This window comes from Nocardiopsis salina YIM 90010, assembly GCF_000341025.1.
Classification (GTDB): Bacteria; Actinomycetota; Actinomycetes; order Streptosporangiales; family Streptosporangiaceae; genus Nocardiopsis; species Nocardiopsis salina.
Genome location: NZ_ANBF01000096.1, coordinates 35918 through 53096 on the forward strand (window position 1 = coordinate 35918; position 17179 = coordinate 53096).

The window sequence follows — 17179 nt, forward strand, 5'->3', positions numbered from 1 at the left end:
GTCAGGGCGAGGGGGTAGCGGCCGCGGCCGGTGCCTCCGTCCCGTCGGGGCGTTTTCCGCTCACCACCAGGTCGGTCCAGAGCGAGCGCACCCGCCCCAGTCCGTAGGAGCCCACGATCTGTGCCCGGGCCCGCTCCGCGGTCTCCCTGAACCGGCCGTCGGCCACCACGGCGTGGATCTCCTCGGCCATGGCGACCGGGTCCTCATGGATCCACTCGGTGTCGTAGATGGTGTCGGCTCCGGGCCAGGGCAGAACGGCCGGCACACCCCCGGAGGTCGCACACTCGGCCGGGGCCAGGTGGAAGGACTCGTCGTCGCTGGTGGAGAGCGTGAACCCGATGCGGCGCAACCAGGTGGCCACGTCGGGCCCGAACGGGTCGAAGACCACGGCCCCGGCCAGGGCCTCGTCACGCTGGATACGGCGGTAGGCCTGCTCGAAGAAGGCGCGCTCCTCGGGCCGGTTCCACACCCACCAGTAGTCCCAGGGGTGCTTGGTCTTGATGGAGAGGGTGAAGCGCGGCTCGAGTCGGCGCAGTTCGGCGAGTACGTCCAGGGCACGGTCCAGGCGCTTGCGCGAGGGGGCGATCCCGATCATGCCGAGGGAGTACTCGGTCCCGGCGAGCTTGGGCCGGGAGAGCTGGCGGTCGTCGACCCAGTTCGGCAGGACCACGACCTTGTCGGCGGGCCACCCTGTGAGCTCCCTGGTCAGAGAGGCGTAGTGGGGGCTCACACAGACGACGGCGTCCACCTTGTCGATGTCGAGCTTGCGGGGCCACTCCGCGTAGAGCTCGAACCGGTGCAGGCGCACGATGAGGCGTTGGCCGGGGCGTTTCCACCTGGAGTAGAAGAGGGCGTTGGGGCCGCACCACTCGCAGATGACCACGTCGGCCCAGGCGGCGAGCTCCCGTGACCGGTACTGGTCGTGCGTGCGCAGGCCCTCCCACTCGTCGATACGCACGTCCAGCCCGGGCAGGGAGTCCAGGTACTCGGCGAGCCTGGTGAAGAACTTCATGTCGTGCCCGGCGATGACGACCTTGAGCGGGCGCCCCGGGTCGGTACCGGCCGGTGCGGGCGGGAGCGCCTCGGCGAGCAGGCCGCGCAGCCGTTCCGCGGCCCGGTCCAGGGTGTGCTCGGCCGCCGCGGAACGGCACCGCTCGGCCGCGTCTGCGTAGACGGCACGGTCGGTGTGGGCGCGGGCGACCACGTCGGCGACCGAGTCCAGGTCCTCCCCGGCGAAGAGGGGGTAGTCGGCGCCCAGGAGGTTCTCGTGCATCGGGGTCCGGTTGAGCACGACCGGGAGGCCGAGGGCACCCAGCTCGAGGACCTTCGTGGACAGTTCGAGGCTGGCGTCCATCGACGGGTCGCGCCAGGAGAGCCCGAACCCGCACTCGGCCGACTGGGCCAGGGCCTCGGCCCGCGACATGCCGCCGCGCCAGTCCACACCCGGGGTGGTCTCGAGGGCGCGGCGCATGCGCTTGGCCCACTCGGCCGGTTCGGAGTGGATCTTGTCGCCGATCATGACGACCTCGGAGTCCACGCCCCGGCGGGAGAGCGCCTCGGGCAGCTCGGTCATCTCCAGGGTGTTCCACAGGGGAGCGAACTTGCCGGTGTAGGCCAGGCGGGCGCTGGCGTGCACCTCGCCGTCGGCCCTGACGCCCTCGGGCACCACGACCACCGGGGGGAAGAGTTCGGCGCGCCCGCAGACGGCGGGCACGTTCGACTCCAGGAACGCCCGCATCTCCTCGGTCTGGCAGAGCAGGAACCGGGAGGCCACGGCGATCTCGGTGAGCTCGGTGGTGGCGGTCGCTCCCAGTTCTCCGACGCTGTGGGGGAAGTCGGTGAGGTAGGTCCACAGCCGCCCGGACAGGGACTCCTCCTGCGCGGCCAGGCCGGCGAGGCGGCGGCCGCGCACCACGACCAGGTCGAAGGGGGTACGGGCATGCCGGTCGCACATCAGGCCCACGGCCTGCTCCGGGGTGAGCCCGCGTGGGCCGAGGTCGCCGAGCAGCTTGTCCTCGTAGGGGCGCACGAGGCGCACACCGGGGGTACGGGTCAGCGGTTCGGTGAGCCGGTCGGTGCGCACGGGCGCCTTGAGCAGCACGGTGACCTCGCAGCCCGCGGCGGCCAGGGCCTGCGCCATCGACTGGGCCCAGATCGCGGAACCGTCGATGATGTTGAGGTCCACGTCCCCGTACAGGAGCGCGCGCGGAGGAGGAGTACTCACGATCTTCCCTTCGGATGCTTTCGGGTTGCCCTGGGGGCGGCCGGCGTTACCGCCGGTCAACCGACGGCGCCCGCGTCTGCGGAGGTGTGGGTGGTGCCGTCGGCGTCGGAGGAGCGGCCGGGGCCGTTCTCCGGTCCCAGGGCGAGCAGGCGGCTGCCTCGCCGGTACCACTGTCCCGGGGGCCAACCCTGTCGCAGCAGGGACTCGCGGGCCAGTTCCGGTCTGATCTCGCTGACGAACACGTACTGTCCGTCCTCGGTCCGGGGCCGGTCGAAGAAACCGCGGTCGCCGGTGTCCTCGGGGTCGGCGCTCCGGGGCCTGGCACCGACGGCGTCGGCACCGGAGCACTCGGCAGCGCACACGAGGTCGGCGAGGCGGTGCTCGCCCAGGGGCCCGGTCCAGGGGTGGGCCCACCGGGCGGTGGCCCGGGCGGCCAACACCGCCCAGCGTTCGACGGCGAACCCGTCACCGCGGGCGGCGGTGCGGGTGAGTTCCTCGGGGGTGTCGGGGGCGGTGAAGCGTGCGGTGCGCACCGTCAGGCCCTCCGCACGCAGGCGCCGGACCCCGGCAAGTCGGGCCGCCGCTCCCGGGACGACGACCTCGGCCGGGCGCAGTCGCGACCGGAGCACGTCGTCGGCGAGCTGATCGGCCTCGGCCTCGCCTGCGGGGTCGGCCAGGACCGCCACCGCACGCCCGCGCAGGGGCAGTTCGGTTCCGGGGGTTCCGGGCGGGAACTCCAGTCCGCCCAGGACCTCGGCCAGGCGCACTGGCGTGGCCTCGCCGAGGAAGACACCGCGCAGCATCTCGCGCTGTTCGGCAGCAGTGGGTGCGTCGGCACGCAGGCGCGGAACGGACACCGCGAGGTCCTCCTCCCCGGCCAGGGCAGCCGCGGCGGAGTGTGTGACGGTGCGGGCACCGCAGGCACGCGCCCGGCGGTGCAGGGGGCCGCTCGCGGGGCCGCTGCCCGGGAGGACCGCGACGTTGGCGGCACGCAGGGCTTCAGCGAGGTCCGGGGCGTCGGCATCGACCACGCGCACACCCAGGTCGGCCAGGACATCGGGAATGCGGTCGGATGTGTCGGCCCGCACGAAGACCGCCTCCGCCCCGGACGCGAGGTCGGCTGCCACAGGGTTGAACAGGTGGAGGGGCACCCCGGCGTCACCCTGGTGGATGCGGTTGAATCCGAGCTCGCGCAGAGCGGGCGGGGTGGGTCCGTCCTCCAGGAGCACCGCGGGGATGCCGCGTGAGACCGCCGACTCCAGTACCCAACCGAGGGCGCGGGTCCGGTCGGCCACAGCGGGGTCACCGACGTGGGCCCATGGCGACCCCGGCGCGGCGGCCGAGGAAGAGACGAGGACGAGGTCGACGTCGACGCCGTCCATGACGATCTGGGCGTCGTGGGGGCGAAGGGGTACCGAGCGCAGGTACGGGTCGATCGCCTGCTGGATCCCGGTTCCCACGACCGTGGCCGCGACCAGGTGTTCCTCGCCCTGGCCCACGATCCCGCTGAGGAGGCGGGCCTCCTGGCGGTCGGCGTCGAAGGAGCGTACGGGTTCCACACGCCGGCGCTGGGAGTGGGTGGTGGTGCCGCTGCGCCGCCAGAGCCGGTAGAGGTCGCGCGGGAGGCGGACCAGTGAACGGCCCGGGCGTTTGGCGGCGTTGGTCAGGGCCCGGCCGACCTGGAGCGACGTCGAACCCTCGAGGGAGGCCAGGCGCACCTGTGCCTCCTGGAGCTGGGCCTCGCGTTCGGCCAGGGCCTGTCGGAGCTGTTCGGTCTGGCTCTGTTCACGCCGTTTCACGGTCTGCCACCTTGTGTTCTGGTCGGGTCGGCATCAGCGGGGACGGCCGGTGGGACCGGCGCGCCCCCGGCCGGGAGCGGATGCCCAGCCTCAGGCGGGCCCGGGCTCCCGTGGGACGCCCGCACTCGACGGTTGGTGTGCCTGGCAAGGGGAGATCACCTCGACCGGTGTTCGGTGTAGGGGGAGGGTACGGGGCAGGGGCTTCATCGGACCCACCCCGACAGCACTGCGGCGATGCGTTCGCCGGAACGGCCGTCCCACAAGGGCGGGACGTCGTCGCCACTGCGGCTCTCGGGTCGGCCGTCCAGGACCTTGGTGAGCGCTTGGACGAGGTCGTCCTCGGTGACGAGCTGGTTGGTTCCGTGTGTGATGGTCACCGGACGTTCGGTGTTGGGACGAAGAGTCAGACAGGGCACGCCGAGGATGGTCGTCTCCTCCTGCACACCCCCGGAGTCGGTGATCACGGCCGACGCCCCGCGCGTGAGCGCCACGAAGTCGAGGTAACCGAGGGGGTCGAGCAGGTGGACGCCGGGGTGGTCCCCGAGGCCGGCCCGGTCGAAGGCGGCCTTGCCGCGCGGGTGGACGGGCATGACCACGGGGATCTGATCGGCGATGGCGTGCAGGCGGCCGGTGAGGCGGGCGACGTTGTCGGCGTCGTCCACGTTGGCGGGCCTGTGCAGGGTCGCGGCGACGTAGCTCTCGGGCAGACCGAACCGGGTGCGCAGGGCATCGGCGTCGAACCGGTCCAAGTTCCGGAGCAGGGTGTCGATCATGGGGTTGCCGACCAGGTGCACCCGGTCGGTGGAGACCCCTTCGTCGGCGAGGTGCCCGATCGCCTCGGGGCTGGTGGCGAAGCACAGATCGCTGAGCTGGTCGGTGACCCGGCGGTTGATCTCCTCCGGCATGGAGTTGTCGAAGGAGCGCAGGCCCGCCTCCACATGTGCGACGGGAACACCGAGCTTGGCAGCGACCAGTGCGGCGGCCACCGTGGAGTTCACGTCGCCGTAGACCACGACCGAACCGGGCTCGCGGCGGGTGAACTCCTCCTCCAGGCCGACCATGAGCGCGGCGGTCTGGGAAGCGTGCGAACCCGACCCCACGCCGAGGTCGACATCGGGTGTGGGAAGACCGAGGTCGCGGAAGAACACCGCCGACATCCTGTCGTCGTAGTGCTGTCCGGTGTGGACGACGGATTGGTGTGCCCCGCGCTCGCGGAGTGCGGAGACGACCGGTGCGGCCTTGACGAAGTTGGGCCGCGCGCCGACGACGTGCACGATGCCGGTGTCCCTGGTCCCTAGGGGAGCGCTCGCTGCCACGACTGTGTCTCCTTCTGCTGTGGCGCGGCCGTCACGGTACGGCGCCGCGGTCGGTCCGCGAGGGTCGGACCGGGGCCTTGCCCCAGCCGTCCCCCGCGCGTCGCCGTGGCGTCACCGCTCGGCCACGTCCGCGTGGTTGTGTTTCTGACCGTGCACGAGAACCGAACTCACCAAGCCCACGTACCGCACGTGCGCGCCCGTTGGCCGCGCGCTCTGACGTTCACGGCCTCCCTGGCCTGGCGGCACCTGCGTGCCGAACCTGCCCGTCTGCCGTTGCTGGCGCTGCGGTTGGCCCCCGGCCCGCCCCGGCGGGCGGTGCGCTCGGTCGCGTCCCGGCTCGGCGGTCTGCCCCTGGCCTACGCTCTGTGGGACCAGGGCCGGCGTGAGGATGCCCGCGAGGCTGTGCTCACCGAGGCCGACGGCGCCGGGGACCGCGCGGTCGGCCGCCTGGTGACGGCCTGTCTGGCCGCGGGTGACACCGCCACCGCCCGTGAGCTGGTGGAGCGGCTGCCCCGGGGTGCGACCAGGGACACGGTCGAGCACAGGACGGCGCTGGCCACCGGCCGGGCCGTATCCGCTTCGTCCGTAACGCCTGATCATCACGGGATCACGGTAACGCGCGGTGACCGAACAGGGCCCGACGACACGGTGAACGCTCGGCGACCGCCCGACGCCCCTGGGGAACTGCGTGTCCTGCACTTGGTCACCAACGCGTTGCCGCACACGAACGCGGGCTACACACAGCGCACGCACCGCATCGCGGCCGCCCAGCGCGAGCTCGGCATCGACGCCCATGTACTCACGCGGGCGGGGTACCCGCTGACCAAGGGGGTGCCCGATCCGCGCCCCCTGGTGGCGGTGGACGGTGTCCCATACCACCGGATGATCCCGTGGACGGCTCCGGCCGACGCGGACGCGGAGTTCGAGGCGGGGCTGCGTATGGGATCCGACCTGGTGGAAGCGTTGCGGCCGGACGTGCTGCACGCGGCGAGCAACCACCACAACGCCAGGCTGGCCCTGGCCCTGGGCCGGCGCTTCGGGATCCCGGTGGTCTACGAGGTGCGGGGTTTCCTGGAGGAATCCTGGCTCTCGCGCGATCCCGAACGCAGTACGCGGGACGCCTTCTACCGGTCCGAGCGGGCCGCCGAGACGGCGTGCATGCTCGCGGCAGACCTGGTGGTGACGCTGGGCGGTGTGATGCGGGCCGACATCGTGGACCGCGGTGTCGACCCGGACCGTCTGCTGGTGGTGCCCAACGCGGTGGACCCCTCGTTCCTGGAGCCCCTCCCCCCGGCGTCCGCCGTGCGAGAGCAGCTCGGCATCGGCGCCGATGCCTTCGTGTCCGGTACGACGACGAGCTGTTTCGGTTACGAGGGCCTGGACACCTTGTTGGAGGCCGTCGCGCTGATGCGGGATCGCGGCGAGGACGCACACGCCCTGGTGGTCGGCGACGGTCCCGAACTCCCGGCGCTGCGTTCCCGCGCCGAGGCCCTGGGGCTTTCCGGTTCCGCCCACTTCCCCGGCCGGGTGCCCGTGGCGCAGGTTCGCGACCACCACGCGGCCATGGACGTCTTCGCGGTCCCGCGTCGGGACGAACGGGTGTGTCGTGTGGTCACTCCGCTCAAGCCGGTAGAAGCTATGGCAGGGGGGGTGGCCCNCCAGTGATCTGCCTGCGTTGCGAGAGATTGTGGAACCAGGGGTGACCGGCGAGTTAATTCCGGCAGGACAATCGGTATGTCTAGCCGATGCGCTCTCAAAACTCTCTTATAGTCACAAAACGCGCACCTCTTACGGATGCGCAGGTCGAAGCGTCGTCGAAGAAGAACGAACCTGGGCCGGAGCCGCATACCGCTACGACGCGGCGTACAGAGGTCTCATCCGAAAATTGTCCGGACCAGGCCACATCCCGTAATACCGGCAAACGGACGCCTAGACTCGGACGGCCGCCGCCGAAATAGCAGACCTCACGTACGTACGCCCGTTCTCGAAACGAATGCGAGTGTGACAGCGAAGTGGATGCCGCATCCTCCAACCGAGCAACCGTCGAGCGGCCCGGGACACCGGCGAGCGACCTCGTCGTCCTGGGCCTGGGCTACGTGGGGCTGCCCCTGGCAGCCGAGGCAGCCGCAGCGGGTCTGCGGGTCGTGGGGCTGGACGTCAGCCCGCGGGTCGTCGAAGGCCTGAACGAGGGCGGATCACACATCGACGACCTCTCCCCGGACGACATCACCGCGATGCTCGACCAGGGTTTCAGCGCCACCACCGACCCGGCCTGCCTGGCGTCGGCGCGCACCGTCGTCATCTGCGTCCCCACACCCTTGTCGCCCGAGGGCGGCCCGGACCTGGGCGCGGTCACGTCCGCGGCCAGGTCCATCGCGGCGAACCTGACCCCGGGCACGCTGGTGATCCTGGAGTCGACGACCTACCCCGGCACCACCGAGGAGGTCGTCCGGCCGATCCTGGAGGAGTCCGGCCTGGTCGCCGGCTCCGACTTCCACCTGGCGTTCTCGCCCGAGCGCATCGACCCGGGCAACGCGGCCTTCGGCGTGGCCAACACCCCGAAGGTCGTGGGCGGCATGACCCCGACCTGCGGGGAGCGCGCAGCGGAGTTCTACGGGACCTTCGTCAACAGCGTGGTCCGTGCGAGCGGCACCCGTGAGGCGGAGATGGCCAAGCTGCTGGAGAACACCTACCGGCACGTGAACATCGCACTGGTCAACGAGATGGCGGTGTTCTGCCAGGAGCTCGGCATCGACCTGTGGGACTCCATCTCGGCCGCCGCCACCAAGCCGTTCGGGTTCCAGGCCTTCTACCCGGGCCCGGGTGTGGGCGGGCACTGCATCCCGATCGACCCGAACTACCTGTCGTACAAGGTCAAGACGCTGGGCTACCCGTTCCGGTTCGTGGAGCTGGCGCAGGAGATCAACGGCCGTATGCCCTCCTACGTCACCCAGCGTGCCCAGGAACTCCTCAACGACAGCGGCCTGGCCCTGTCGCGCTCCAAGGTGCTGATCCTGGGCGTGACCTACAAGGCCGACATCGCCGACCAGCGCGAGTCGCCGGCCCGTCCCGTGGCGCGCAAGCTCGCCGCCAAGGGCGCCACACTCACCTATCACGACCCGCACGTGGAGTCGTGGACGGTCGACGGAGCCGAGATCCCGCGCTCGACCGACCTGGACCGCGCCCTGGCCGACGCCGACCTGACCGTGCTGCTGACCGACCACACCGACTACGAGCCCAAGCGGCTGTCCGAATACGCACGGCTGCTGTTGGACACCCGCGGGGTGCTGCGCCGTACCCCGCCCGAGACCGAGGCCGACGTGCCGCCGCAGGTCCGTCGGCACGTCGATCGCGAGGGCCTGCAGGTGCTCTGAAACCCGGTCCCACGGGTCCTGAACAGGGCCCACACCACCGACGGCACGTCGGGGACGGACGGCGTCCCCCGGCGTGCCGTTCGCTGTTCACCTGCCTCTGCCACAAGGTTCACCGGATGCCCCCTTGCCGTCCATCGGGCTTTTCTCGCGACGTTTCCGCAGGTGAATACCGTGTCGAAAAGCTGGTCGCGCCACCGAAGAGCAGATCATCGGTTGAGGCGGCCCTTTATACAGGCGACACAGGTAGGTGATCTCCATGCACGTGCTCGTGGCCACGGTCGTGCACCACCCCGAGGACGCGCGCATTCTGCACCGCCAGATCAGGGCACTGCTCGACGCGGGGCACTCCGTCACCTACGTGGCTCCGTTCCGCGAGTGCGGGGTCACGCCGTGGGACTCAGTGCGGTCGATCGATGTACCCCGGGCAGCGGGCCGGGAACGCATGGCGTCCCTGCGGGCGGCACGACAGGTCCTGGCCGAACACGCTCCCGGGGCCGACCTGCTGCTCTTCCACGACCCCGAACTCATGCTCGCGCTGCCGGAGAACCGCCCGCTGACCGTGTGGGACGTGCACGAGGACACTCCGTCGGCGCTGCTCACCAAACCCTGGGTTCCCGGACCGCTGCGCAGGCCCCTCGGCGGCGTGGTGCGGATGTTCGAGCGCCGCGCCGAGCGCCACATGCGGCTGCTCCTGGCCGAGGAAGGCTATCGGAACCGGTTCCGCCTCGACCACCCGGTCGTGCCCAACACGACCGACGTGCCCGAACAGCCGGCGCGTGAGCCCGGTGACGACCGGGTCGTCTACCTGGGACACGTCTCGGTGGCCAGGGGGGCACACGAACTGGTGGAACTGGGCCGGTTCCTGCAGCCCTACGGCATCCGGCTGGAGGTGATCGGCGGCGCGGACCCGAGCGTGCGCCCCCTGCTGCGCGAGGCCTCCCAGGACGGAGCCCTGCACTGGTACGGCTACGTCCCCAACGACCGGGCGCTGCGGATGTGCGCGGGCGCCCTGGCCGGGGTGAGCCTGCTGCACGACGAACCGAACTACCGCCACTCCATGCCGACCAAGATCGTCGAGTACATGGCGCACGGGCTCCCGGTCGTCACGACGGCGGGCCCGGTGGCCACGTCCCTGGTGAACGGTCGCCCGGAAGGACCTGCCGGGTCGGTCGTGCCGTTCGGCGACGCGTTCGCTGCCTCGCAGGCGATCCTGCGCCTGCGCAGGGAACCGCGGCTGCGCGCCGAGTACGCACGCACGGGGCATCGGATCGCCCAGACCTCCTTCCACTGGCCGGTTCAGGCGCGCAGCTTCGTCAAGCGGCTGGAGAGCTGGGTGGACGAGGCGACCGGGCCGGTGGTGCACGTGCCGCGCCCTCGCAGGCGCGCACGTCGCGCACCCGCCGGCCCGGCCCTGGCGAGTGAGTGAGATCACATCGCGCGGCCGCTGAAATATCTTCCTGGGAAATCAGGTTGGGGTCACGTGACAGCCCCGGGCCCCGCGCCCGGAACCCCACACGACACCGAGGTTTCCCCATGTACGACGCCCTGGCCCTCGACAAGAACGCCCAGGACCTGCTGTTCCGCGAGGCCCGCACCGCCAACAGCTTCACCGACGAGCCGGTGACCGACGAGCAGCTGCGTGCGATCTACGATCTTGTCAAGTACGGCCCGACGTCGATGAACAACCAGCCGCTGCGCGTGACCGCCGTGCGTTCGAAGGAAGCCCGGGAGCGCCTGATCCCGCACATGGCCGGCAACAACGCCCCCAAGACCTCCACCGCGCCGCTGACCCTGATCCTGTCGGCCGACAGTTCCTTCCACGAGCACTTCCCGACGACGTTCCCGGTCGCCCCCGACGCCCGTGAGAACTTCTCGGGCATGCCGGTCGAGGCCCGCGAGAACGTCGCTCACGAGAACACCATGCTCCAGATCGGCTACCTCATCATGGGTGTGCGCGCCGCGGGGCTCGCCGCCGGACCGATGAGCGGTTTCGACGCCGAGGGTGTGCGCAAGGAGTTCTTCGGCGAGGACTCCGCCCTCAAGCCGGCCGTGGTCATGAACATCGGCAAGCCCGGCCCGGACGCCTGGTTCGACCGCCTGCCGCGCCTTGGGCACGAGCAGGTCGTCACCGAGCTCTGATCTGCCGCGCCGCGCCGCACGTGGGGGCCGCTCCCGTCTGTCCGGGAGCGGCCCCGCGTGCGTGCACGGGCCGCAGCCGCCCGCTCCGGCCCGGTCCGGAAACGGCCGGACGGCACCCTCGCGCCCCACGCACACCACCAACGTGTCGTCCCCGAGGGGCGCACACGGAAGCGTCCGGTGGAGCAGACGGTCCCCTCGGAGCCGGTAGCGGCAGCGGGCTCTGTGCGGGCGGTGTACGTGTTCGCCGCGCCCCGGGCGCGGCATCGGGCGTTCCGTTATGGTCTTGGAGAAACCCGGCGACCGGCCGGAGCGCGGGATCGGCGCACAGCCGTGATGGGTGAGAGTGGAAAGTGAGTTCTGAGTCGCAGGAGCAGACGCAACAGACAGCTCGGGCCGCCTCGGCGGTGACCGAGGTCATCGAGGTGCTCTGGGGCCGTGGCCGCGAGGCCGCCGCCTCCCCGGTGTCCCCCTCCCAATTGAAGGTCCTGTTCGTCCTGGAGGACGAGGACGGCGTCAACCTGCGCACCGTCACAGAACGACTTGGGTCGACCCCTCCTTCCGTCAGCAGGCTCTGCGACCGCCTCGAAGCGGTCGGCTTCGTCAGCCGTACGGCCAGCCCGAGCAGCCNGCTCCTTCCTCAACGACCTGCGTGGCCGGCGGGAGAAGGAGCTCCACACGGTGATCGCCCGCATGCCCCCGAAAAAGCGCACGATGCTGCTGGAGGGCCTCACGGCCTTCCGGGAGGTGGCCGCACAGACCGAGGACTCGGGGGTTCGGGACCCCCGGACCGCATGACAGGGGAGACTGCCAGGTACCTCCGCAGCGCATGGCGAAGGCACCGGGGTGTTCGGCCTGCCCCTCGGTCCGAACCGCTCCACCCGAGGAATCCATGCGAAGCAGCCGAAATATTGTCAACGCGCAATAGACTTCGGCGGTCCCTCCCTGGTGGCACGGAGAGGTCGATTCCTGCCCGGACCTGCCCCCCCCGCACACACGAACGGAGGGTCCGCACACCCAGGTGCACGGACCCTCCGCAGGTTCGTGGACGCGCCTGCGCCGGTCAGATGACCGGGGGCCGCCCTGCGCGTGTCATCCGCCAGACCGTGCGCCACCCGATCGGTGTGCGCGCACCGGCGTCCTCCCGCCAGCCCTCACGGAACCCCTGGAACCAGGAACGCAGCGCGTCGCGATCACGCTCGCGCAGCAGCGTCAGCCCCATCCAGGTCCCCAGGTACGGCAGCACCAGCAGCCAGGGCAGGTTCCGGCGGGCCAACCACACCCGGTTCCGGGCGTTGAGGCGGTAGAAATCGGCATGACGTGTCGGGGCGACCGCCGGGTGGTACATGACCGCGTCCGCGTCGTACTCGATCCGGTAGCCGGCGTCGATGATGCGCCAGGCCAGATCGGTCTCCTCGTGTGCGTAGAAGAAGTCGCCCGGGAGACCGCCACCCGCCTCGAAGGCCGTCCGCCGGATCGCACTCGCGCCGCCCAGGAACGTGGTGACCTCGCTGGACTCGCGCGGGTTGCCCACCCGCAACCGCGGCACATGGCGCCGCTGGTCGGGGCCGCCGTCGGGGTCGGCGATCCGGAAGGAGATCGCACCCAGCGACGGGTCGGAGGCGAACCGTTCCCGTACGTGGCGGGCCAGGTCGGTGGAGCGGTACCAGCCGTCGTCGTCCAGGAACAGCACGATGTCGCCCTCTGCGGCGCGCACACCCTCGTTGCGCCCGGCCGGGATACCGACGTTCTCGGGCAGCGGGACGGTGCGCACACCCTCGGGCAGCTCGGGCAGCTCGGCGCCGTTGCTGACCACCACGACCTCGACGTCGGCGCCCTCCTGTTCGAACACGCTGGTGATCGCACGGCGCAGTTCGGCCGGGCGGGTCCCCATCGTGAGCAGGACACAGGACAGTGTGGGCGCGGACACCTCGGCGCGGCTCCGTTCGGCGGCGGTGGGCTGGGAGTCCTCCGCCTCGGACGCATCGGAACCCGATGCGGGCGGAATGACAGGAGTAGCCATGGGTTCGACCGATCAGTGGACGGCGTGCGACAGGCAGGTGAAGTACCAGCAACGGTCGCAGAAGCAGACTAACGAAAGCATAAAAGGGGGGTGTAGGGGGCTGTGAACCGGGTAACGCTCACAGCCCCCTCTGTGACGGTAACGTCACTACCGCGTTATTCCAGGCGGCGCGAGGCGACCACGCTGACGAAGTGTGCCGCGCTCATGAGCACACCCACGAAAGCGCAGACCGCGACGAGGATCCGGGTGGCGGTCAGATCGCCCAGGAAGGCGTCGACGACCGCGGCCACGACGACGAGCAGGGAGAGCTCCACCGCCTGGATCACCCGGTGCACCTTGAGCATCGAGGCCAGCCGGCGGGCCAGGCTCAGTCCGGAGGACCGCGGGCTCATCGCGGCGTCGCTGACCTCCTCCGGCAGGCCCGCCTTGGCGCGGGCGACCACGACGTTGTCGGTCTCGGCCTTGATGAGCGCCACGCCCAGGGCGGCGGCCATACCCAGGATCACCCAGCCGCCGGCCTCGAACTCACCCTGAGCACGGATGCCCAAGCCGATGAGCAGGGCGATCTCGGACACGTAGTGCCCGATGCGGTCCAGGTAGATCCCGGCGACGCTGGTGCGTCCGGTGTAGCGGGCGACCTCGCCGTCCGAGCAGTCCAGGAGCAGGTACACCTGGACCATCACGGCCGCCAGGATCGCCGACCACAGGCCGCCGAAGGCCACCACGACACCGGCCAGGACACCGAAGGCCATCATCAGGTAGGTGATGGGGTTCGGGGGGACCCCGAGACGGACGAACACGGTGCTCACGTACGGGGAGAGGTCCCGCATGTAGAACCGGCCTGCCCAGTGCTCCTCGTTGGTGCGCTCCTTGATCCCCTCGGGCTGGCCGCCCGAGCGGACCTCAGCGACCGACGGCTTCGACATACTCTGCGACACTCCGCCCGATCTCGTCCTCGGAGAGGTTCAGGTGTTCCAGGATCGTGAACCGGCCGGGACGGGTGTCCGGTGCGAGGACCACCGCCTTGGCGAACTCCTCCGCGGACAGGCCCACGTCCGAGGGGACGATGGGCAGGTCGTGGCGGAGCAGGCAGTCACGGATCTCGTGCATACGCGCCTCGGACCAGTCGAGGTGGCGCACACGCAGGAAGGACGCGTACAGCGCGCCCAGGCCGGCGAGCTCGCCGTGGTTGCTGGTGCCCGGGTAGAGCTGCGTGACGGCGTGCAGGATCTCGTGGCAGGCGCCACTGGCAGGACGGCTGGAGCCGGCCACCGACATCGCCATTCCGGACAGCACCAGACCCTCGGCGAGCACGGTCAGCAGCGAGTCGGACTCCACCGAGTCGGGCCGGTGCAGGATCGCCTCGGCCGCCACACGCGCGAAGGTCACGGCCATACCGTCGACCGGCTCGCCGTTGACCCGCCCGGCCAGCTCCCAGTCCTCGATCGCCGAGATGTTGCTGACCACGTCGCCGATGCCCGAGCGCACGAGGTGGGAGGGTGCCGCCTGCACGTAGTCGAGGTCGATGACCAGGGCGATGGGCATGGTGACGCCGATCGACGGCTTGCCGCCCTCGTGCTCGAGGGAGCTCACCGGGGAGGCGATGCCGTCGTGGGCCAGGTTGGTGGCCACGGCCACCATCGGGATACCCGCCATGGTCGCGGCGAACTTGGTCACATCGATGGTCTTGCCGCCGCCGATGCCGGCCACGGCCTCGTAGGCGCCCGAGCGCAGCTTCTTGCCGAGCTCGGTGGCGGCGTCCACGGTGCCTTCGCTGACCTGGAAGACCTCGCACTGGGGCAGGTCGACGTCGCGTTCGATGCGCTCACCCTGGCCGGGGCCCACGACGAGGGCGATGCGGCCCTCGGTGGCGATGCGCCGGTCGGCCAGGACGTCGCCGAGCGCGGCGATGGCCCCGCGACGCACGTCGATGGCCAGGGGCGACTGCAGCATTCGGGCTAGTAGCGGCACGCGATCTCCCTCGCCTCGGCCAGGTCGTCGTGGTCGTCGACCTCGACCCACTCGACGTCTCCGATGGGCGCGATGGAGACCTTCTCCCCGCGGTTGACGAGCTCCTGGAAGCCGTCCTCGTAGTACAGCTGCGGGTCGCGCTCCCAGGTCGCCTTGAGTGCGTCCGCGAGGCGGGCATCCAGGGACCCCTCGAGGAGGGTGGCGCCGATGTACTCGCCCGCGGCGATGCCCGGGTCCATGAGCTTGGTGATGTTCTTCAGGTGCCCGGAGCCGTCCAGGGTCACCTTCATCTCCTCGTCGGCGAGCTTCTTGACGTCGTCGACCGCCAGGAGCAGTTCCGAGCCGCGGGAGCCCAGCAGCGCCTCCTCGACGCTCACCGGGTGCACGGTGTCCCCGTTGACGAGGAGGACGCCCTCGGAGAAGAACTCACGCGCGGTCCAGAGGGAGTAGGCGTTGTTCCACTCCTCGGCCTTGTCGTTGTAGCTGAGGGTGATCTTGACGCCGTGGCGCTCCTCGAGGGCCTCCTTGCGTTCCTCGACGGCGTTGGCGGCGTAACCGACCACCACGACCACGTCGGTCAGCCCGGCAGCGGCCAGGTTGCGCAGCGAGATGTCCATGATGGTCGTCTCGCCGTCGACGGGCACCAGGGCCTTGGGCAGGGTGTCGGTGTAAGGACGCAGCCGGCGTCCCGCGCCCGCGGCGAGAACCATTCCGAGCATGAGGGCGTGTTCCTCCTTAGGTTGAGGAGGCGTCCACGCCTCCTCGGTCGTTGTGGTCGTCACGCAGGTCGGTCACCGGTGTCGCGCTCCAGGTGCGCACGGACTCGCGGACGAGCAGCGCCACCAGGTACGCGGCGAGCAGGCCGTAGACGGCCGTGAGCGACTCCAGCGCTCCCCCGACGGCGACGACGAGCAGGCGCCCGTCCCAGCCGAGGGAGGCGGCGCGTACCCACCCGGGGCGGACCGTGCCGACCGCGGGGCGGGTGACGTCGTCGCGGTGGTGGAGGACGACCGCCACCAAGAGTACGAACACCAGGGGACCGGGTACACCGGACGCCAGTCCCAGGACCGTCAGGAACCCGTACTCGGTGACGCGCAGCACGGGTGGCACGAGCCAGTCGAACCGTCCGTAGTGGGGGTGGCCCGAGACCAGGCCGGACAGTAGCAGGGATGCGACCGGTGCGAACAGGGTAATGCCTGTCAGCCGCCCCTGGTCTGCCACGAGGAGGGTACCGGCGACCAGAGCGACGGTGAGTACGGTGAGCAGGGGCGGGAAGGCACCGGGGGCGATCCGCCCCAGCAGGAGCCCGATGTGACTGTCATCACGCAGAAAGCGCAGATCGGGTCGGCGCGGCGCCACCTCCCGCACGGCCCCGCTCACACCTGCTCCACGCGGTCCCCGGCGCCGACCAGTTCACTCGTGACAGCGATCGTGCACCCCACGACGAGAGTGACGAAGGCGACCCTGGGGTCCCACACGATCGTGGTTACGACGATCGCCAGGAATCGCACGGGCTGGGTGAAGGCCAGCCCGCGGCGGGCGAGATCGGACAGCGGCACCACGGCGCCGGTTGCGGCGGGGGCCGCCCCCCTCCCCTCCCGCGCGGCCACACGCGTGCTGCCGCGCGCGGACTGCGTGCCGAGCAGCCGTCCGGTGAGTTCGGGGTCGCTGTCGCCGGGCGGGCGCGGACCGGGGACCCCGGCCCCGCCGAGGAGGCCCTCAGAACGCCGCTGCGCGGGCACCGCACCGCGAGCCGCGTCACGCCCCAGCGGCTCGGCAGCGGGGGGCTTGCGGGCCACCAGGAGCGAGTCGCGCAGCGCCAGCGCGATGAGGGCACCCGCGGCCCACGCCCAGGCCCCGTTGATGCCGGCGGCGACCGCGCCCAGGGCCAACCCGGCGTAGACGATGTACTCGCGCAGCTGGCCGAGCATGGCCGCGAGCCACAGGGTGAGGGAGTCGCGCCGGTTGGGGGGCNCCGAACGCACAGCGTCGCAGGCCAGGACGAGCGCGAGGAAGACCGATCCGACGAGTGGCCCGTTGCCCTCTCCCTGTGCGAACCAGACGGCCGCGCCGAGTGCGGCCAGCACGCTGATCCGGGTCATGCCGGCCCGGGTCACGTGCCTCCGTTCCAGGACGCGTGCGATCGTCCGCGCGGGTGAAGCGTGTGCCATGTCCGTGCCCTCCCAGATGTACCGAGGGACACGTTTACTCACGCTGGGTAACCATTCAACGCCGACACGCATATTGGCCCGGTAGCCCCAGGTCGGCGGGGGTTTCGGACAGGCCAGGACGCACGCGAGCGCACCACCGGAAAACCCGTGGTGCGCTCGCGGATG

General features: G+C 70.9%; 12 protein-coding genes and 2 pseudogenes. 5 read left to right on the forward strand and 9 right to left on the reverse strand.

What is annotated here, in order from left to right:
- Window position 1: 1 nt before the first annotated feature.
- The 3 genes from D474_RS0110875 to wecB all read right to left on the reverse strand — a co-directional run bounded on the left by D474_RS0110875 (window position 2) and on the right by wecB (window position 5339).
- Window positions 2-2224, reverse strand: coding sequence for a glycosyltransferase (locus D474_RS0110875; protein ID WP_017613603.1), 2223 nt, complete (start codon window positions 2222-2224; stop codon window positions 2-4).
- A 56-nt stretch (window positions 2225-2280) separates the two neighbouring features.
- Window positions 2281-4023, reverse strand: coding sequence for a hypothetical protein (locus D474_RS0110880; RefSeq protein WP_017613604.1), 1743 nt, complete (start codon window positions 4021-4023; stop codon window positions 2281-2283).
- A gap of 203 nt (window positions 4024-4226) precedes the next feature.
- Window positions 4227-5339 carry a non-hydrolyzing UDP-N-acetylglucosamine 2-epimerase gene (wecB, locus tag D474_RS0110885; protein ID WP_026118372.1) on the reverse strand — a complete coding sequence of 371 codons (1113 nt, stop codon included), beginning with the start codon at window positions 5337-5339 and terminating at the stop codon, window positions 4227-4229.
- A 189-nt stretch (window positions 5340-5528) separates the two neighbouring features.
- Here wecB and D474_RS28305 point away from each other — a divergent pair.
- From D474_RS28305 to D474_RS33300, 5 genes and pseudogenes are all read left to right on the forward strand, one after another.
- Window positions 5529-7251: pseudogene (locus tag D474_RS28305) on the forward strand (glycosyltransferase family 4 protein).
- A 100-nt stretch (window positions 7252-7351) separates the two neighbouring features.
- Complete coding sequence (locus D474_RS0110895) at window positions 7352-8713, forward strand: nucleotide sugar dehydrogenase (RefSeq protein WP_017613607.1); 1362 nt, start codon at window positions 7352-7354, stop codon at window positions 8711-8713.
- A gap of 256 nt (window positions 8714-8969) precedes the next feature.
- Window positions 8970-10139, forward strand: a complete 1170-nt coding sequence (locus D474_RS0110900; RefSeq protein WP_026118373.1) for a glycosyltransferase family 4 protein — start codon at window positions 8970-8972, stop codon at window positions 10137-10139.
- A gap of 107 nt (window positions 10140-10246) precedes the next feature.
- Window positions 10247-10852: a malonic semialdehyde reductase gene (locus D474_RS0110905; protein ID WP_017613609.1), complete on the forward strand. Its 606-nt coding sequence runs from the start codon at window positions 10247-10249 to the stop codon at window positions 10850-10852.
- Window positions 10853-11313: 461 nt separating this feature from the next.
- A pseudogene (locus D474_RS33300) lies at window positions 11314-11415 on the forward strand (MarR family transcriptional regulator); the annotation flags it as partial.
- 497 nt (window positions 11416-11912) lie between these two features.
- Here the strand turns inward: D474_RS33300 and D474_RS0110915 are convergent.
- From D474_RS0110915 to D474_RS0110940, 6 genes are all read right to left on the reverse strand, one after another.
- Window positions 11913-12779, reverse strand: coding sequence for a glycosyltransferase family 2 protein (locus D474_RS0110915; protein ID WP_026118374.1), 867 nt, complete (start codon window positions 12777-12779; stop codon window positions 11913-11915).
- Window positions 12780-13027: 248 nt separating this feature from the next.
- The gene (locus D474_RS0110920) at window positions 13028-13798 is read right to left on the reverse strand and encodes a CDP-alcohol phosphatidyltransferase family protein (RefSeq protein WP_017613612.1); all 771 of its coding nucleotides are present in this window, start codon (window positions 13796-13798) and stop codon (window positions 13028-13030) included.
- Entirely contained in the window at window positions 13776-14825 is a 1050-nt protein-coding gene (locus D474_RS0110925) for an iron-containing alcohol dehydrogenase family protein (protein ID WP_017613613.1), read from the reverse strand. Before D474_RS0110925 ends, D474_RS0110920 begins: the two co-directional genes overlap by 23 nt.
- Window positions 14826-14830: 5 nt before the next feature.
- Window positions 14831-15562 (reverse strand): phosphocholine cytidylyltransferase family protein, encoded by a 732-nt coding sequence (locus tag D474_RS0110930; RefSeq protein ID WP_017613614.1) that lies wholly within the window; start codon window positions 15560-15562, stop codon window positions 14831-14833.
- A gap of 16 nt (window positions 15563-15578) precedes the next feature.
- Complete coding sequence (locus D474_RS0110935) at window positions 15579-16223, reverse strand: DUF5941 domain-containing protein (RefSeq protein ID WP_017613615.1); 645 nt, start codon at window positions 16221-16223, stop codon at window positions 15579-15581.
- Window positions 16220-17014: a hypothetical protein gene (locus tag D474_RS0110940; protein WP_026118375.1), complete on the reverse strand. Its 795-nt coding sequence runs from the start codon at window positions 17012-17014 to the stop codon at window positions 16220-16222. The genes D474_RS0110935 and D474_RS0110940 overlap by 4 nt, the downstream gene beginning before the upstream one ends.
- Window positions 17015-17179: the final 165 nt, after the last annotated feature.

Coding starts and splice junctions, on each gene's coding strand:
- D474_RS0110900 (WP_026118373.1), top strand. CDS start 8,970: ATGCACGTGCTCGTGGCCACGGTCGTGCACCACCCCGAGGACGCGCGC.
- D474_RS0110905 (WP_017613609.1), top strand. CDS start 10,247: ATGTACGACGCCCTGGCCCTCGACAAGAACGCCCAGGACCTGCTGTTC.
- D474_RS0110920 (WP_017613612.1), bottom strand. CDS start 13,798: ATGTCGAAGCCGTCGGTCGCTGAGGTCCGCTCGGGCGGCCAGCCCGAG.
- D474_RS0110925 (WP_017613613.1), bottom strand. CDS start 14,825: ATGCTGCAGTCGCCCCTGGCCATCGACGTGCGTCGCGGGGCCATCGCC.
- D474_RS0110930 (WP_017613614.1), bottom strand. CDS start 15,562: ATGCTCGGAATGGTTCTCGCCGCGGGCGCGGGACGCCGGCTGCGTCCT.